General features: G+C 73.1%; 15 protein-coding genes and 1 pseudogene. 7 read left to right on the forward strand and 9 right to left on the reverse strand.

Annotated elements, in window-relative coordinates:
- Window positions 1-279 precede the first annotated feature (279 nt).
- Window positions 280-1431: a glycosyltransferase family 39 protein gene (locus OG410_RS10275; RefSeq protein ID WP_329304078.1), complete on the forward strand. Its 1152-nt coding sequence runs from the start codon at window positions 280-282 to the stop codon at window positions 1429-1431.
- Window positions 1432-1682: 251 nt separating this feature from the next.
- On the forward strand, window positions 1683-2729 hold the full coding sequence (locus OG410_RS10280) for a phosphatase PAP2 family protein (protein WP_329298836.1): 1047 nt from the start codon (window positions 1683-1685) through the stop codon (window positions 2727-2729).
- Between the two features lie 150 nt (window positions 2730-2879).
- On the opposite strand, the gene OG410_RS10285 is transcribed toward OG410_RS10280, so the two are convergent.
- The 4 genes from OG410_RS10285 to OG410_RS10300 all read right to left on the reverse strand — a co-directional run bounded on the left by OG410_RS10285 (window position 2880) and on the right by OG410_RS10300 (window position 6454).
- The gene (locus OG410_RS10285; RefSeq protein ID WP_329298837.1) at window positions 2880-3095 is read right to left on the reverse strand and encodes a proteinase inhibitor I78; all 216 of its coding nucleotides are present in this window, start codon (window positions 3093-3095) and stop codon (window positions 2880-2882) included.
- 440 nt (window positions 3096-3535) lie between these two features.
- A complete protein-coding gene (locus OG410_RS10290) occupies window positions 3536-4552 on the reverse strand; it encodes a helix-turn-helix transcriptional regulator (protein ID WP_443063734.1) in 1017 nt (338 codons plus the stop codon).
- A 75-nt stretch (window positions 4553-4627) separates the two neighbouring features.
- Entirely contained in the window at window positions 4628-5908 is a 1281-nt protein-coding gene (locus OG410_RS10295; RefSeq protein ID WP_329298838.1) for an ABC transporter substrate-binding protein, read from the reverse strand.
- A gap of 6 nt (window positions 5909-5914) precedes the next feature.
- Window positions 5915-6454, reverse strand: coding sequence for a hypothetical protein (locus OG410_RS10300; protein ID WP_329298839.1), 540 nt, complete (start codon window positions 6452-6454; stop codon window positions 5915-5917).
- 122 nt (window positions 6455-6576) lie between these two features.
- On the opposite strand from OG410_RS10300, the pseudogene OG410_RS10305 reads away from it, so the two are divergent.
- From OG410_RS10305 to OG410_RS10315, 3 genes and pseudogenes are all read left to right on the forward strand, one after another.
- Window positions 6577-7050: pseudogene (locus OG410_RS10305) on the forward strand (hypothetical protein); the annotation flags it as partial.
- 152 nt (window positions 7051-7202) lie between these two features.
- A complete protein-coding gene (locus OG410_RS10310) occupies window positions 7203-10196 on the forward strand; it encodes an ABC transporter permease subunit (RefSeq protein ID WP_329298840.1) in 2994 nt (997 codons plus the stop codon).
- Window positions 10193-10921, forward strand: a complete 729-nt coding sequence (locus tag OG410_RS10315; protein ID WP_329298841.1) for an ATP-binding cassette domain-containing protein — start codon at window positions 10193-10195, stop codon at window positions 10919-10921. Before OG410_RS10310 ends, OG410_RS10315 begins: the two co-directional genes overlap by 4 nt.
- Here the strand turns inward: OG410_RS10315 and OG410_RS10320 are convergent.
- Window positions 10809-11507, reverse strand: coding sequence for a LysM peptidoglycan-binding domain-containing protein (locus OG410_RS10320; RefSeq protein WP_329298842.1), 699 nt, complete (start codon window positions 11505-11507; stop codon window positions 10809-10811). The genes OG410_RS10315 and OG410_RS10320 overlap by 113 nt on opposite strands.
- Before the next feature lie 201 nt (window positions 11508-11708).
- A complete protein-coding gene (locus OG410_RS10325; RefSeq protein ID WP_329298843.1) occupies window positions 11709-12413 on the reverse strand; it encodes a transglycosylase family protein in 705 nt (234 codons plus the stop codon).
- A 534-nt stretch (window positions 12414-12947) separates the two neighbouring features.
- Between OG410_RS10325 and OG410_RS10330 the strand changes: the two genes are divergently transcribed.
- Window positions 12948-13727 (forward strand): hypothetical protein, encoded by a 780-nt coding sequence (locus OG410_RS10330; protein WP_329298844.1) that lies wholly within the window; start codon window positions 12948-12950, stop codon window positions 13725-13727.
- Between the two features lie 280 nt (window positions 13728-14007).
- Window positions 14008-14349 (forward strand): hypothetical protein, encoded by a 342-nt coding sequence (locus tag OG410_RS10335; RefSeq protein ID WP_329298845.1) that lies wholly within the window; start codon window positions 14008-14010, stop codon window positions 14347-14349.
- Between the two features lie 77 nt (window positions 14350-14426).
- On the opposite strand, the gene der is transcribed toward OG410_RS10335, so the two are convergent.
- The 3 genes from der to cmk form a co-directional block, all read right to left on the reverse strand.
- Entirely contained in the window at window positions 14427-15905 is a 1479-nt protein-coding gene (der, locus tag OG410_RS10340) for a ribosome biogenesis GTPase Der (RefSeq protein WP_329298846.1), read from the reverse strand.
- Window positions 15906-15981: 76 nt separating this feature from the next.
- A complete protein-coding gene (locus OG410_RS10345) occupies window positions 15982-16695 on the reverse strand; it encodes a lysophospholipid acyltransferase family protein (protein ID WP_329298847.1) in 714 nt (237 codons plus the stop codon).
- Window positions 16653-17348 carry a (d)CMP kinase gene (gene cmk, locus OG410_RS10350; RefSeq protein ID WP_329298848.1) on the reverse strand — a complete coding sequence of 232 codons (696 nt, stop codon included), beginning with the start codon at window positions 17346-17348 and terminating at the stop codon, window positions 16653-16655. Before cmk ends, OG410_RS10345 begins: the two co-directional genes overlap by 43 nt.
- Window positions 17349-17384: the final 36 nt, after the last annotated feature.

Below are 17384 nucleotides of genomic sequence, written 5' to 3' on the forward strand. Positions count from 1 at the left end.
GTACCTCCAGAGGTTCCCTCGCGTTCTGCGGATCCGCAGGGTGGGGACTCCCTGGGGTTGCGGCCCGGAGAGCGGAGTCCCGGGCCCACGCAACAAAGGCGAGTGAGCCGTCAGCGTACGCGAGTTCTCGCCCGTGACACGTGGCGGACCTCTCACGTTCGTCGGCGGGGTGTGTGGCGTACGCCACGCCGCCCGCACGTCGTCACGCCCCGTGCGGCCTGCCGGTTCCGCGGTCCGCCGATAATCGGGCCCGTGACCGATCCGGAGAGTCCCGCCCCGATGCCCCGCGGGAGCGCCCTGCGCCGAGCCGCACCCGCGCTCCTCGGTTACGCGGCGGTGCGCGCCCTGGGCCTCGTCACGCTCGCCGTGTGGAGCGCGGCGAGAGGCGAGAGCGCCCACCGGCTGCTGTCGGGGCGCTGGGACTCGCTCTGGTACACGAGGGTCGCCGAGCTCGGCTACGGCTACGAGGTCCGCCTCCCGAACGGTGACGTGCACGCGAATCTCGCGTTCTTCCCGCTGCTGCCCTGGCTGGAGCGGATCGTCCATGCGGTGACACCGCTGTCGTACGCGGACGCCGGGCTGCTGGTCGCCGCGGTGGCCTCGCTCGCCGCGGCCTGGGGGATCTTCGCGGTCGCCGACCACGTCCACGGCCGGCGGGCCGGGGTGTGCGCGGCGCTGGTGTGGGCGGTCCTGCCCGTCGGCGTCGTGCAGTCGATGGCGTACAGCGAGTCACTGTTCACCGCGCTCGCCGCGTGGTCGCTGTACGCGGTGCTGACCGGCCGCTGGCTGACCGCCGGGCTGCTCGCCGCGTTCGCCGGGCTGACCCGGCCGGTGGGAGTCGCCGTGGTCGCGGCCCTGTGGGTGGCGGCGATTAGCTCGTTCGTGGGAGAACACCGGCGCGGCGGAAGCATGCCCCGGACGGACGGCGCGCGTCCGTGGCGGCGCGCCCTCGCCATGATCATCGCGCCGCTGGGCGCCGCCGGTTACGTGCTGTGGGTGGGCCGGCGCACGGGCAGGGGCCCGCTCGGCTATCTCGACGTCCAGGCGGGGTGGCGCAACGGCTTCGACGGCGGTTACGCCTTCGGGCGCTTCGTGGCCGAGAAGTTCACCTCGTTCCCGTCCGCCCTGGCCGGTGCCGCCCTGATCGCCGGAGTCGTGCTCGTCCTGTCGCTCTACGTGACATGCGTGCGCCAGGGGCAGCCGCCGGCCCTCCTGGTCTACACGGGGATCGTCGTCGCGCTCGCCCTGTGCGCGTCGAGCTACTTCGGCTCGAAGCCGCGCCTGCTGCTCCCCGCCTTCCCGCTCCTGTTCCCTCTCGCCAGGGCCCTGGCGAGGCTGCGTACCTCCAGGTCGGCACTGGTCGTCGGGGGCGTCGCGGTGGCCTCGGCGGCGTACGGGGCCTTCTGGCTGAACGGCTCAGGACCTCCCTGACCCGCCCGGCGACACCCCGCGCGGGACCGGTGAGCGGGCGGCGAATTCCACACCATCACCCGGTGAACGAATATAAAAGTGCCATAAAATCGAAGACCCTCGGAGACCAATGGAATTGAAGGCTCCGTGGTCACGGGATTAGCGATTCATTGGAAATGAACATGATCCTGAGAGGAATCCCACATCACATCGTCATCACAAACCGAGTGAATCGGCCTGGAACGCAGCTCACTCGCTGTAACGTCGATTGAGTGCGTACCGAACGAAACCTCACCCGTCTGGACCGGGTCTTCGCCCGGCTGGACCGTGAGCCGGAACGACCGGCCCACATCGATGTGCCGAAGATGAGTCGGCACAGGGTTGTCCTCTTCGCGGCGACCCTGGCCTTCTACCTGGCGATCGTGTGGGCCGTGGCGATCACGTCGTGGCTGGTCCGGTTCGACTGGCAGGTCATGTTCTTCCGGCCCTACCAGCAGTGGCCGGAGATCCACGCGTTCCTGGACTACTACGTGGTGCTCGGCCAGCGCGGCCCCACCGCGGTGATGGTCGCCGCGTGGCTGGGCTGGCGCTCCTGGCGCCAGCACACACTGCGCCCGCTGCTCACCCTGGGCGCGTCCCTGCTGCTGCTCAACCTCACGGTCGGCGCGGCCAAGCTCGGCATGGGCCGTCTCGGCCCGCACTACGCCATCACCATCGGCTCGAACGAGATGGGCCTGGGCGGCGATATATTTCCGTCGGGCCACACCGCCAACGCCGTCGTGACCTGGGGAATCCTGGCCTATCTGGCGTCGACCCCGAGAGCCAGACGCTGGCTCTCGGCGCTGTCCGCCGTGGTCTCGCTGGGCGTCGGCCTCACCACCGTCTACCTGGGTACGCACTGGCTGAGCGATGTCCTGCTGGGCTGGGCCGCGGGTCTGCTGATCCTGCTGGCGCTGCCCTGGTGCGAGCCGCTGATCGCGCGCTCCGAGGCCGGGATCTTCGCACTTCGCGATCTGTGGCGCACCCGCACCCGTCGCGGCCGTACCGTGCCCGCGCCGGCCCCCTCTCCGGTCCCCGCACCGGTCCTGTCCCCGCAGGCCGTCGCGGTGGACAGCGAGATGCCGGCCCGCGGGGCCGTCGCCTCCCGTCCGCCCAGATCCCCCGCCCACCTGGCGCCGGGCCCGCACACCGCCCGCTCGGAACGCACCCCGGTGACACCGGCGGGCAGTCGCCGTCCGGCGCACCCGGACCGCCCGCCCCACCCGGACCGTCCGGCGCGCGCGGCCGCCGCGACGGCCCGCCCGCTGACGGGCGGCTGAGAACTGCGGGGCCGGTACGCACAGCCTCTCCCCGCACAGTGAAGGCCCCCGGCTCGTCGAGCCGGGGGCCTTCACACGTCGTGGCGCGGCACTCGGCCGCGCTCGGCACGCCGCCGGCCGAACGGGCCGCGGTCCGCCGGGGCGGGGCGCTCAGCCCTTCCAGCAGCGCGTCACCGTGCCGTCCGTGACCTCGAAGTTGAGCCGCCCCACCAGGTACTCCATGGTGATGATCGCGCCGTGGGGCAACGTGCGGACCGTCGGCCAGCCTTGCTCCTGCGCACGCTCCCGCGCCCTGCTCACCTCCATCCCGACATAGCTCTCCGGACTGTCCTGCGGCTCTGCGTGAGAGGGGGGAATGGGTGCCATGACCGCCACGTTAGGCGGCACGCCCTGGTGGTGGAAGCCCGATCGGCGACGAAGCGTCACCTGTCCCCCGCCGGTCACACTTCTGTCACAGGATCACGACACGTGTTTCGCCGAACTCGATCTCCCGTATGAAGGGTTCCTTCGGTGTTCCGCACGCCTTCGAACGTAATTCTGAGTCGTCGTCCGGACGTCCCGAATAACCCGGCGAAATGGCCGGAGCGGGGGTCGGCCCGTGCCCGGCGGCGGATTTCCCTATCCGGTCGGCTCCGATTACGGCACGCTCCGCGGAAGCTGACGCCGCATAGGAAATGCACGCTTCGATCACAGAACCCCCGCACGTTCCTCGGCCGGCACCCGGGACTTCCGCCACGGCACCCGGACCGTGACCGGCGCCCCCTCGGGACCCGGTCTCAGGCCCTGGCTTCCCGGGCCCCGGCCGCTCAGGCACCGGCTTCTCGGGGCCCTGTCTCTCCAGCGCCCGGGACCACCGGTCCCGGCCTCTCCAGCGCCCGGGACAACCGGTCCCGGGCCGCCCTCATCGCGTCGCCGAGTTCGGCGGGCTCCAGGATCTCGAACTCGAAGCCCGTCATCATCACGTGGATGACCATGACATCGAGGCTCGGCGCCCCGGTGCGCAGGAGGCAGCTGTCCTTCCCCAAGGCCTCCAGGGTCCCGGCCGAGGGTGAGATCCGCGCGGCGGCCTGCTCCAGCGGCACCAGCAGCCGGACGACGGCGTTCGTCGCGTAGGCGCCGGTGGAGACGCCCTTGGAGACGTACTCGGCCAGATTCTCGGCCGGTGGCGTACGGGGCGTGAAGCGCGGCCCGTGCGGCGGCCTGGGCGTGATGCGGTCGGCCCGGAACGTACGCCAGTCGTCGCGGTCGACGTCCCAGGCGACCAGGTACCAGCGGTGCTCGGTGCACACCAGCCGGTACGGCTCGACGGTACGGCGCGTCGCGGAGCCCCCGTGATCGCGGTACTCGAAGCGCAGCCGCTCGCTGTCACGGCAGGCGTTGGCCAGTTCGGTGAGGACGGCGGGGTCGACGGCGGAGGTCCCCGGACCGCGCAGCATCGGCACGGTGAAGGCGTTCAGCGCGCCGACCCTGCGCCGCAGGCGGCTCGGCAGGACCTGTTCCAGCTTGGCGAGCGCGCGGACGGAGGACTCGCCGATGCCCTCGATGCCCTGCCCGGCCGCCGTGCGCAGCCCTACGGCCACCGCGACGGCCTCGTCGTCGTCCAGGAGCAGCGGCGGCAGCTCGGCCCCGGCGCCGAGCTGGTAACCGCCGCCCGTACCCGGGCTGGCGTTGACGGGATAGCCCAGCTCGCGCAGCCGCTCCACGTCACGGCGGACGGTGCGCGCGGTGACGCCCAGCCGCCCGGCGAGATCCGCGCCCGACCACTCGCGGTGGGCCTGGAGCAGTGAGAGCAGGCGCAGCAGTCGTGCGGATGTCTCCAACATGCCGCCGAGTCTGCCAGCGCTTGCGGACAGATACTGTCCGCAAGCGCTGGGACGTTCTTGGCGCTGGGACGTTCTTCAGGGCCGGTAGGCGATCTGCGGTACGTCGAAGCAGTTCGTGTTCATGTCGCCCTGGGTGACCCAGCCCCTGCCGTCGCGCCAGCGGGCCACCGAGAGGCACGTCCGACGCGTTCCGGGCGGCTCGGCCAGGCGCTCGTAGGTGACGGGGAGCAGCAGCCCGCCCGCGGTGTAGGGCGTGCCCCGGTTCATGAACGCGTCGACGCACGCCCGGGTGATGCCCGTCCGGACGCAGGACTTCGCCGCGTCCGTGAACCACCGCGCCGCCGCCCAGCCCTCGAGCTGCCACTGGGAACGGGTCGGCAGGGCCTTGGTCGCGTCGCGGAACGCCCGTACGGCGCCGTCGTCCGTGTCCTCGTAGTTCCGGCTCGACCCCGTGGCCCACAGCGCGTTGCGGCAGCGCGGCGCGTCCTTGTAGTCCTCGGGCACGGTGGACGTCCAGTTCTGGACGTTGGTCACCTTGGCGGTGACGTGGGCGCCGACAGCGTCCATGGCCTTGCACAGCTGGGCGTTTCCGTGGGTGTCGACGGCGTCGAAGACGAGGTCGACACCCTGCGCCTTCAGGTCGGCCGCGGCGGCCCGGAAGTCGGGCAGCGCGAAGTCGACCTGTTCGGTGACGACCCGGTAGCCCTCGGCCCTGAGCCCCTCGGTGACCAGCCGGGCGTAGGCGGCGGAGGCGGACTGGTTGTAGGAGACGACGGCGGCCGTGCGGGCGCCGTGGACGCGCTTGAAGTAGCGGTAGACCTCGGTGCCGCCGTAGAGCTCGCCGTTCCAGCCGGGCGTGCCGTCGCGCGGCGCGAGGCTGCCGTAGATCCCGTACAGGTGCGGGTAGGTGTCGTACGCGGCGCCGATGGGCTGGCCGCCGATGTCGGGCACGCCCGCGCGGGACACCTGGGAGGCGCCCGCGTAGTCGAACGCGGTCGTCGCGACGAGGGCGACGACCTTGTCCTGTTCGATCAGCCGTTGCACGCAGGCGCTGTTGCCGACGCCGCTGCCGCCGTCGTCGCAGAGCCTCACCTCGACCGGCCGTCCGCCGATGCCGCCCCGGGCGTCGAGCCGGTCGAACCAGGCCTTCGCCCCGTCACGCGGTCCCGTGAACGCGGAGGCGCCGACGGGGCTGGTGGCGCTGCTGATGATGCCGACGCGGATCGGCGCGGCGGATTCCCGGGGCGTGGGCGTGGCGCGGTTCTCGAAGTCGCTCTCGGGGAGCCGGCTGCCGCAGGCCGTGCCGAGCAGGAGCAGCAGGCCCGCGACGGCGGCGCCCGTCGCTGTGCGCCGCACCGCTGATCAGCAGCCCGGGACGGGACTCGACGACCCGTTGCCGCTCAGCTGCACCAGCGCGCAGAGCGTCTTGACGGAGACCTTCCAGGTGCCGTTCTGCTCGACGGCCGTCCCGGAGGCGTTCGGCAGGGCGGTGGCGCCGTTCAGGGTCAGCGTGTAGGTCACGTCCGCCCCGGTCGGCGAGGTGAACTCGATCTTCTCCACGTTCGCCTTCACCTGCTGGCCGCGCTGGTCGCCGTTGAAGCCCTGGAGCAGCGGCGCCATCTGGTCGCCGTTCTGCAGGACTGCCTGCTTCTCCTTCGCGGAGACGGCCGGGTCGAAGAACTTCTCCCAGTTCTGCCTGATCTCCTGCTGGGCCGCCGCCGGGTCGGCCGGAGCCGTGGCGGACGGCACGCCGGTGGACCGGTCCACCGAGGGTGTGGGCGAGGCGGAACCTCCGCCGCCGCTGTCGTCGCTGCACGCCGTGAGGGCCGCGGCGAGGACGAGTACCGCCGCCACCGCCACTCCCCCGACGTTCCCCCGCCTGAGGTCGCTCCCGAGAACCATCTGGCTCACCACCGGGTGTCGGTCCGGGCCGGAAGCGCCCGGTGCTTTCAGGGTCAGCTTCCAGAAGGCATAGTGCAAGCCATCGGCTGACATGGACAGATACCCGACGTGTGGGAGTCCGGATGCGGACAGCTCGACTGCGGAGCGTGCACCCCGTCCAGTGGGCCGGCTGGGCCGCGCTGGCCGCCGGCGCGGTGCTGTGCGTCATCGGCTGGTACGGCATCTCGGGTGAGCGGTACGCGGAACGTCAGCTGCCCTACCTCGCCTCCTGCACGGTGCCCGGTGCCGCGCTGATCATCGCCGGCGCGGTGCTGCTCGCCCAGGGCCGGAACGCCTCGGCGGCGGCGCGCGTCGAGGAGCTGTACGGGCTGCTGGTGGCCGCCGGGGCCGCCGACGCCGAGGAGCCGGGGCCGGCGGCGGCCGGGCCCCTGGCCGTCAGCGGCGACCTCCTCATGGTGCCCGGCGGCACCCTGTACCACCGCGCGGACTGCCCGCTGGTCGCCGGGAAGCCGGAGGCACTGCCGGCCGACTCGCGCGTCCTCGCGAGCGGGGACCTGGGACCGTGCCCGATCTGCGAGCCCGACGCCGAGGACGACGCCTCCACCGCCGAGCCGCCCTCCCCCTCCCCCGCCGCCGCGGGCCCGCCCCTCGCCGAACGGCCGGCCGCTCTCGATCGCCCGTCCACGCCCGATGGCCCGACCGCCCCCGAGCGTCCCTCCGCCGGTCCCGACGACTGAGGTCCTCGCCGATGTCCTCGCTGACGTACGACCTCACCCTTGCCGGTCTGTCGATCGGCGGTGCCGCGGCGCTCACCGGGATCGGGCTGATCGTCACCTACCGCGCCACCGGTGTGCTCAACTTCGCGCACGGCGCGATCGCGATGGTGTGCGCGTATCTGCTGCGCCAGTTCACGGTCGAGTGGGGCTGGCCGCTCGCGCTCGGCGCGTCGGTGACCCTGCTGGTGGTGGCCCCTGCCATCGGGATGGCCCTGGAGCGCTTCGTGTTCCGGCCGCTGTCCCTCCTCGGCGGCGACCCGGCGCAGACCCTGGTCGCGAGCATCGGGGTCTTCGTGCTTCTGGTCGGCGGGGCTGCGCTCGTGTGGGGCACCGGCGCGCGGGCGGACGCGCCGACGCTGGTGTCGGCGGATCCGTGGGGGCAGCTCGCGGTGGCCGTCGCACTGGCCGCGGGTGTGGGCGCGGTGACGCGCTGGACCCGCTTCGGCACGGAGCTGCGGGCGGTCGTCGACGACCGCCCGCTCGCGGTGCTCGGCGGTATCGACGCGGACCGGGTGGCCGCGGCGGGCTGGGCCTTCGGCTCGTTCACGGCGGGCCTGACGGGCGTGCTCCTCGCGCCGTACGTGCGGCTGGACCCGTACGGCCTGCCGCTGCTCGTCATCGAGGTGATGGCGGTCGCGGTGGCGGCCCGGATGCGCAGCCTCCCGGTGGCGATCGTGGTCGCGCTCGGTATCGGGGTGGCCCAGAGTCAGCTGACCCGGCTGCATCCCACGGGCTGGGCGGAGCCGCTGCTCCAGGCGGTCGGCGCCAACCTCTTCGTGGTCGCGCTGCTCGTCGCCGCGCTCGTCCTGCCCGGTATCGGCACCCGTGACGCGCTCCCGCGCCAGGCGGCGGTCCGCGTGCCGACACCGCCCGGGGCCTGGGCCGTGGCCGTCGTGCTGTTCCTGCTGCCTCTGGGATTCGCGGGCTCGGACCTGCGCACGTCGGTGCAGGTGCCCGCGCTCGGTGTCGTCCTGCTGTCGCTGGTCGTGGTCACCGGCCGCGGTGGCCAGATCTCGCTGGGGCAGGCCGCGTACGCCGGTCTGGGCGCCCTGTTCACGGCGCTGCTGGCCGCGGGCCGGTTCCCGGGGCTGCCCCGGCTGCCCGAGCTGGCCGCGCTGGCGGTGGCCGTGCTGCTGGTGGCCCCGCTCGGTGTGCTGACCGGCTGGCCGGCCATCGGACGGCACGGTCTGGCGCTCGCGGTGGCCACCTTCGCGGTGGGCGTGGGCGTCAGCCGGTTCGTCTTCGCTCAGCCGTACGCGGTGTCCGGTCTGTCCCTGGACCGCCCGGCCGGATTCGGCGGCGACCGCGCGTACTACGTACTCGAACTCGTCCTGCTGGCCGCCGCCCTGCTCGCCGCGCACACGCTGCGCCGGGGCCGGACGGGCCGGGCCCTGGCCGCGATGCGGGACCACGAGGCGGGCGCCTCGGCGGCGGGCGTCCGTGTCCCGGAACTGAAACTGACCGCGTTCGTCGCGGGGGCCGCACTGGCCGCGCTGGGCGGCGGCATGCTCGGCATGGGGCTGCGTGCCTTCGACGCCACCCAGTACGACCCGGTCCGCAGTCTGCTCTGGTTCGCGGCGGTCGTCGTGCTCGGCGCCGACAGTGTCCTCGGCGCGCTCGTCGCCGCGGCTCTGCTGGTCGGGCTCGACGCGGGGGCCCGGGGCGGGGTGGCGGCCGCGCTGATCGGCCTCCTCGCCGTCCTCGTCGGCCGCTTCCCCGAGGGCCCGTACGAGGCCCTGCGCACGGCGGCGTCCCGGTTCCGGCTCCGCCCCCGGGCGACCCTGACGCCCCGGGGCGTCAGGGTCCGCCGACACCTGCGCACCGTCGGCAGGGACCGCCTCGAAGCACTCGGGCCTCCGGCGGGCCCGGAGGCCGTACCGACGAAGGGCGCCATGGCGGCCGTGGCGGCGGAGGGCGCGGCTGCGGCGACCGCGGTGACCGGCACCGGCGGGGAACCCGGGCCCCGCCGAGGTCCGGCAGCACCGGCCGGCATCAGCCCGAAAGCCGCACGACGCCCGGGACCTGCCACCCGAACCGACCCGCGCCGAGAAGCCGGACAGGGCCCGGGCCACCCGGCACCCAGCGACACCGGCCGACAAGCCGGACCGCACCCGGAACCCACCGCACCGTCCGACGCCGGCCAGGAACCCGGGCCGCGCCCGGGGCCCGCCGCAAGGGCCGCGTCCGCGGGCAGGTCCGGCGCGGGAAGGCGGGCGGTCGCCGGGACGGAGCCGGTACGGCGGACGGTCGCCGGAGCTGCCCGGCGGGCCGGGGCGGACACGCGACCGCTGGCCACCCGTCGGCTCCGCGTCGCCTATGGCGGGTTCACCGCGCTCGACGGGGCGACTCTCGACGTCCCGCCTGGCCGGGTCACCGCGGTCGTGGGGCCCAACGGGGCCGGGAAGAGCACCCTGTTCCACTGTCTCGCGGGCACGCTGCGCCCCTCGGGCGGACAGGTGCTGCTCGGAGGGCGGGACATCACACGGCTCGCGGCGCACGCGCGGACGCGGCTGGGGATCGCACGGACCTTCCAGCAGCTGGCGGTCTTCCCGTCGCTGACCGTGGCCGAGAACGTGCGCGTGGGCGCCGAGCAGGGCCGGACCGCGGATCCTGGGGCGGCGGAGCGGGCGCTGCGGCTGCTCGGGCTCGACGGGCCGGTGCGGTCACTGCCCGCGGCGGGGCTGCCCACCGGGACACTCCGGCGCGTCGAACTGGCCCGGGCGCTCGCCGGGAACCCCCGGGTGCTGCTGCTCGACGAGCCCGCGGCCGGGCTCGACACCGGCGAGGTGGCCGCGCTGGCCCGGGTGCTGCGGGCGCTGGCCGCGGACGGCATGGCCCTCCTGGTCGTCGAGCACGATCTCGATCTGGTCGCCGACCTGGCGCACACCGTGCACGTCATGGCTGCCGGACGGATCGTCGCCTCGGGGCCCGCCGACCGCGTCCTGGACACGAGGCCCGGCGGATGAGCATCGCCCTGCGCGGCGCGCGCGTACGCTACGGCCCCCTGGAGGCCCTGCACGGCGTGAGTCTGGCCGCCCCCGGCCCCGGCCTCACCGTACTGCTGGGCCGCAACGGCTCCGGCCGTACGACCGCGCTGCGCGCCCTCGCCGGGACCGTGCCGCTGGCGGCCGGCGCCGTCGTCTGGGACGGCGCCGACGTGACGCGCCTGCCCGCGTTCGAGCGGGCCCGGCGCGGACTGTGCCTCGTCCCGGAGCGCCGGGCGGTGTTCGGCTCCCTGACCGTCCGCGAGAACCTGGAACTCGGGGCGGCCGGCCTCGCGGCCGCGCTGGAGGCCTACCCGCCGCTGGAACCGCTCCTCCCCCGCCGGGCGGGCACCCTCTCCGGCGGCGAACAGCGCATGCTGGCCCTCTCCCGCGCCCTGTCGGCCCGCGCGCGCGTGGTGCTCGCCGACGAACCCGCGCAGGGCATGTCGCCGGCGGTCGCGGCCCGGACGTACGCGCTGCTGGGCGCTCTCGACGCGTGCGTGGTGATCGCCGAGCAGCGGCTGCCGCAGGCTCTGCGGGAGCGGGCGGGCCGGACGACGTACGTCCACGAACTGCGCCGTGGCGCGGTCGTGTTCAGCGGAGAGGCCACCGAGACGGCGGCGCGGATCGGTGGGCCGCCGGGTTCAGGGGCGGGCCGAACAGGGCGGGACCCCCGGTACGGGAGGCGCCCGCCGCCTTCGGGATGACGAGCTGGACGCCCTTGGCCAGCCGGTCGGGGCTGCCGCCGATCTTCTTCTTGTTGGCGTTGTAGAGCGTCTGCCAGCCGCCCGTCACGCGGTACTTGCGGGCGATCGACGCGAGCGTCTCGCCGGTCTTCACCACGTGGAAGGGACCCTGGAGTCCGTACGACCGGGAACAGGCGGGCCAGGCACCCCAGCCCTGGACGGCCAGCACCTTCTTGGCGACCTTGATCTGCTGGGCGCGGGTGGCGAGATCGGCGCGGGGAGCGTAGGCGAGCCCGCCGAAGCGGACCCAGGTGGGCTGCCAGAACTGGAGCCCGCCGTAGTAGCCGTTCCCGGTGTTGGCGTGCCAGCGGCCGCCGCTCTCGCACTCGGCGAGACAGGTCCAGGGCCACTCGTCGTTCGCGCAGTCGGAGGCACCCCGGACGGAACCGGGGCCCGGGAGCGGGGGCGGCGCCGCGGCGTCCGCGTCGCAGGGAACGAGGGCGGCCAGTACGGCGGCGACCACGGCCGCGTACCGCGCACGTCCGTTCGGCAGCCGGGACGCGATGCGGGTGCTGGGCGGAATCCGCCTGGTCGGCATGAAGGACATCGGGCCACGCTAAGCAGCGCGTCCCGCTCGCCCGCCCAGCCGGCGCCCGGCGCGCCCAGGGCCCCACCCGGTCGGAGGACCGGGCGGGGCCCAGGGTCTGTCGCCCGGATCACGCGGCGGGACGCGGGGCAGTGCACCGCGCCTCGGCGCCACCTGATCCGAACGGCAGACCCCTGTGCCCGGCACGAGGGGGAGCGTGGCTCAGATGTCGAGCCGCTGGCCGGGCACGATCAGGTCGGGATCACCGCCGATGACGGACTCGTTGGCGGCGTAGATCTTCCGCCAGGTGGTCCCGTGCCGCGCGGCGATGGCACTCAGGGTGTCGCCTTCGCGGACGGTGTAGTCGCCGCGGGACGAGCCGCGGCCGACGTGGCCCGGCGTACGGGCCGGCGTCTTCGCCGCATCCCGCTTCGCCGGGGCGGACTTCCGAGCCGACTCGTGCGCCGGCTTCGAGGCCGACCCGGTGCTCGCGGATCCGGCGGCCTGCCCGGAACCCGAGGAGCCGGGCGCGTTCCCGTAGGCCCCGGCGCGGGCCGAGCAGGTGGGCCAGGCACCCCATCCCTGTGCGCTCTGGACCTTGGTCGCGACGGCTATCTGCGCGCTCCTGGAAGCCTGGTCGGCGGTCGGCGCGTACGCCGTGCCGCCGTAGGCGCGCCAGGTGCCCGCGGAGAACTGGAGCCCCCCGTAGTAGCCGTTGCCGGTGTTGATGTGCCAGTTGCCGCCGCTCTCGCACTGGGCGATGCGGTCCCACACTCCACTGTCGGCCGCGGCGGCGTCGCCGGTCGCGGCGAGCAGTCCGAGCGGGGCGAGCAGTGCCGCCCCGGCGAGGACCGCCGTCGTACGTGTCCTGTTCGCCGTACGAACCTTGTGACCGTTCTCGTGAGTGCTATCGGCACATGCGGACATGTATTTCCCTCTCGAAACACCCGGGGTCCCCCAGGACGGGACGCGGTGACCTGCGCGTAGGACGCGGCCCTCGCGCTCCGACCCGTCCACCGGCGGCGTGCTGTGATCCGAAGCGGATCGGCCGGCGGACGTTCCCGAGCGGTGCTCGTTGCACACGGCGAAGGAATCTATGGACCCCGGCGCCCCGATATCAACCAACTCCTTGTCATTCGAGGCCAGTTAGCGGTTACCGCGGGTATCATCGATTTTCGGCCACCCGTTTCATTGGGTGATTTCCGGATTTGTCGACCCTCGCCTCTTGTGATCTGTGACCCACTTCACCCATTCAACTTCCGCCGTACTTCCGGAAGTTGACTGGGAGTAACCGATTCCGGGGGCGTCTTCACGCTGGGCGTCGGATGGTTCGATTCCGTTCGCCCTCGGGCGTGACTCCGGCCACAGATCACCCGTTGACATCTTCATGAGCCGGGAACCCCCGGTTCATGGGCCGGGAGCCACCCGGCACCGCCACGCACCGCATCCCGAGGAGCCACCGTGCCGCGCATGCTCGACGTCAGCGACGACGTACGCGCCGAGATCGGCGACGAAGAAGCCGACCGGCTGCTCGCCGGAGAGAACGCCCCCGGCAGTTACGACTGCACGTCGTGCCGCACCCCGGGCGACTCGGAACAGGAGCGCACCAGCACCGTCCTGTTCATCGGCGACGAGACCGCCGTCCTCGCCTTCGCCCACGCCACCTGCCTGCCCTCGCAGGTCGTGCAGGTCACCGAGGACCAACTCCAGGGCGCCGTCCGCTCGATCCACCCCGACGGCGCGCCCACCGCCCACGCCCCCGCCCCCGAGCAGGCCGTGCTCGGCGTCACCAGCGGACTCGTCCTGATCAACGGCGAGCTGCACCCGGCACTCGTCGTCGAGCCGACCGGCCCGATCGTGCGACCCGGATCGACCGATATCGGCGACGACTTCCTGCCCCTGCTGATCGAGCAGGGCTTCATGCCCGCGATCGAGCTGAACTCGGTGCCGCCGGTCCTGCACGGCTGGTCCGTGCTGCTCGCGGCGGGCCAGCTGCACGCCGTCCTCCAGCCGGGCACCGGCGGCGGCTCGCCCGTCGCCTGGTGGCAGGCCCACCAGGCGCTCCAGGTCACCGACAGCTGGCGCGCCGCCGCGAACAAGCTCCAGCAGGTGCTCCTGTTCGCGGCGCCGGTCGGCTCGATCGGCCGTCAGCCTCGGGAGGACCTGCTGCGCGACGCGCTCGACAAGGCGGCCGCCAACGGCAAGCTGGTCGCGGCGACGATGCCGCTCGCCGGTATCTGAGGACGGCGGGACAGCCGACAGAGCGGGACGGGGCGGGGAACCACGGGCGGGTGGCCGACGCCGGCCACTCAGGGGTGCCCGTGCGGTTCCCCGCGCCCCCGCGCGCGCCGCTCACTCCGGACGGCCCGCGAAATGACCGCTCCGGCCGCATCCGTTGGGCGGTGGGGTCGTTGGCACGTACGTGCACACCTACGACGTCCCCGGCCACCGGCCCTTCCAGCCGGTCCTTCCCTCCGGCTCCCCCCTCCGTTCGAGCAGAGAGGTGCCGGCGTCGCGACCGGTGCAGGACCCTCATCAGGGCAGCTCATCAGCCACGCCGATCTACGACGCGCTCCACGCCGAGTGGATCAGAGCGTTCAGGACCCTGCCCGGCGACCGTCACGGTGAGGAGAACCTGGAGTTCAAGGCCTTCGGGATCCTCGGGCGCGGTCCGAACTCGTTCAGCTCGTCGGGCACGTACAGCTCGTACAGCGCGGGAGCGCAGACCGCCCGGCAGATCACCGCACAGCACGGGCACACCACGGCGACGACGGCCGTCTGGCAGCCGGGCGCGCGCCAGCACGGCACGGGGATGCATCACATCCCGGCCGCGCTCCCGCCCGCCCCGCGCAGGGGGCTGTGAGCGGCGGGATCCATGAGCGGTGACGCGTGAGGGGCGGCTCCCCCGGGGAGCCGCCCCTCACGCTTCGCCCGTGGGCGTTACTTCTTCTTGTTGGCACCGCGCTTCTCGCGCACCCGCACCGAGATGTGGATCGGCGTGCCCGCGAAGCTGAACTCCTCACGCAGCCGGCGCTCGATGAAGCGGCGGTAGCCGTGCTCGATGAAGCCGGAGGCGAAGAGCACGAACCGCGGAGGCTTGGTGCCCGCCTGCGTGCCGAACAGGATGCGCGGCTGCTTGCCGCCGCGGACCGGGTGCGGATGCGCGGCGACCAGCTCGCCGAGGAAGGCGTTCAGACGGCCGGTCGGAACGCGGGTCTCCCAGCCGTCCAGAGCCGTCTCGATCGCCGGGACGAGCTTCTCCATGTGACGGCCGGTACGGGCCGAGACGTTCACCCGGGGCGCCCAGGCCACCTGGGCGAGCTCGGTCTCGATCTCCCGCTCCAGGTAGTAGCGGCGCTCCTCGTCGAGGGTGTCCCACTTGTTGAAGGCGAGGACGATGGCGCGGCCCGCGTCGACCGCCATGGTGACGATGCGCTGGTCCTGCACGGAGATGGTCTCGGACGCGTCGATCAGGATGACCGCGACCTCCGCCTTCTCGACGGCGGCGGCGGTGCGCAGCGAGGCGTAGTAGTCCGCGCCCTGCTGGAGGTGGACACGCTTGCGGATGCCCGCCGTGTCGACGAACTTCCAGGTGATGCCGCCGAGTTCGATGAGCTCGTCGACCGGGTCACGGGTGGTGCCCGCGACCTCGTTGACGACCACGCGGTCCTCGTTCGCCACCTTGTTCAGCAGGGAGGACTTGCCGACGTTCGGGCGGCCGATGAGGGCGATGCGGCGGGGGCCGCCCACCGCGGTGCCGAAGGTCTGCGCCGGGGCCTCGGGCAGCGCCTCCAGGACGGCGTCGAGCATGTCGCCGGTGCCGCGGCCGTGCAGCGCGGAGACCGGGTGCGGCTCGCCGAGACCGAGGGCCCAGAGGTACGAGGCGTCGGACTCGCCGCTCATGCCGTCGACCTTGTTGGCGCACAGGATGACGGGCTTGCCGGCCTTGCGGAGAAGGCGTACGACCGCCTCGTCGGTGTCGGTCGCGCCGACCTTGGCGTCGACGACGAACACGACCGCGTCGGCGGCCTCGATCGCGTACTCCGCCTGCGCGGCGACGGACGCGTCGATGCCGAGGACGTCCTGCTCCCAGCCGCCGGTGTCGACGAGCTTGAAGCGGCGGCCCGCCCACTCGGCCTCGTAGGTCACGCGGTCGCGGGTGACACCGGGCTTGTCCTCGACGACGGCCTCGCGGCGGCCGATGATGCGGTTCACCAGGGTCGACTTGCCGACGTTCGGGCGGCCGACGACGGCGAGGACGGGCAGCGGGCCGTGGCCCGCCTCCTCGATCGCGCCCTCGACGTCATGGATGTCGAAGCCCTCTTCCGCGGCGAGCTCCATGAACTCCGCGTACTCGGCATCGCCAAGTGCCCCGTGCTCGTGTTCCGCCGAGCCGTCGGGCTGGATGTGGTCGTTCATGAAGTCCGTACCTCGTCGTTCATTCGTGGTGATCGGTGGATCACCCGTAACCGGGTGATCCACTACTAAGTGTCGCCTAACGCCCGGCGGGGCGCCCGGCGTTTTCCCGGCGTCCGGTCAGACGCATGGCCTCGTCCAGGTGGGCGCTGAGCTGCTTCTGGATCCGGCCGGTGGCCTCGTCCAGCGCCTGTCGCGTGCGCCGGCCGCTGCCGTCGCCCGCTTCGAAGGGGTCGCCGAAGACGACGTCGACCCTGCTGCGCAGCGGGGGCAGCGCCTTGGTCAGCCGGCTGGCCCGCTCGGAGCTTCCCAGCACCGCCACCGGGACGATCGGGGCTCCGCTGCGCACCGCGAAGTACGCGAGCCCGGCCCGCAGCGAGGCGAAGTCGCCCTCGCCCCGGGTGCCCTCGGGAAAGATCCCGAGGACTCCGCCGGACGCCAGAACGCCGAGGGCGTCGGTGATGGCGGCGCGGTCGGCGATCTCCCGGTCGACCTTCAGCTGGCCGATGCCGAGCAGGAACGGGTCGAGCGGGCCGACGAACGCTTCCTTCTTGATCAGGAAGTGTGTGGGCCTGGGCGCGACGCCCATGACCATCGGCCCGTCGATGTTGTGGGAGTGGTTCACGGCCAGGATCGCCGGGCCGGTCGCGGGGACCTTCCAGGCGCCGAGCACGCGCGGCTTCCACAGCCCGTACATCAGGCCGACGCCGATCCGGCGCCCGACCTCGGCACGTCTCGCGGAGGGTGCGGTCACTTGGCGTCCCGCTTCTCCTCGACGAGGGTGACGACGCACTCGATGACCTGCTGGAGCGTGAGGTCGGAGGTGTCCACCTCGACCGCGTCGTCCGCCTTGGCGAGGGGGGAGGTCTTGCGGCTGGAGTCGGCCGCGTCCCGCTTGACCAGCGCCTCACGGGTCGCGTCGATGTCCGCGCCCTTCAGCTCACCGCTGCGCCGGGCGGCACGCGCCTCCGGGGAGGCGGTGAGGAAGATCTTCAGGTCGGCGTCGGGCAGCACGGTGGTGCCGATGTCGCGGCCCTCGACCACTATGCCGGCGGGCGCGGACCCGGCGAGGGTGCGCTGCAGCTCGGTGATCCGGGCACGCACCTCGGGGACGGCGCTGACCGCGCTGACCTTGGAGGTGACCTCCTGCGTACGGATCGGGCCGGCGACGTCGGCCCCGTCGACCGTGATGGTCGGCTCGGCCGGGTCGGTGCCGGAGACGATCTCCGGCTTGCCCGCGGCGGCGGCGATCGCGGAGGGGTCCGTGACGTCGATGTCGTTGCTGACCATCCACCACGTGATGGCGCGGTACTGCGCCCCGGTGTCCAGGTAGCTCAGACCGAGCTTCGCGGCCACGGCCTTCGAGGTGCTCGACTTGCCCGTGCCGGAGGGGCCGTCGATGGCGACAATCACAGCCGGAGCGGTACGGGCGGCGCCGTTGTCCACGGTGGGAACACCTTCCTGGTGCGAGGTGGAGGTCTC

The organism is Streptomyces sp. NBC_00659, assembly GCF_036226925.1.
Classification (GTDB): Bacteria; Actinomycetota; Actinomycetes; order Streptomycetales; family Streptomycetaceae; genus Streptomyces.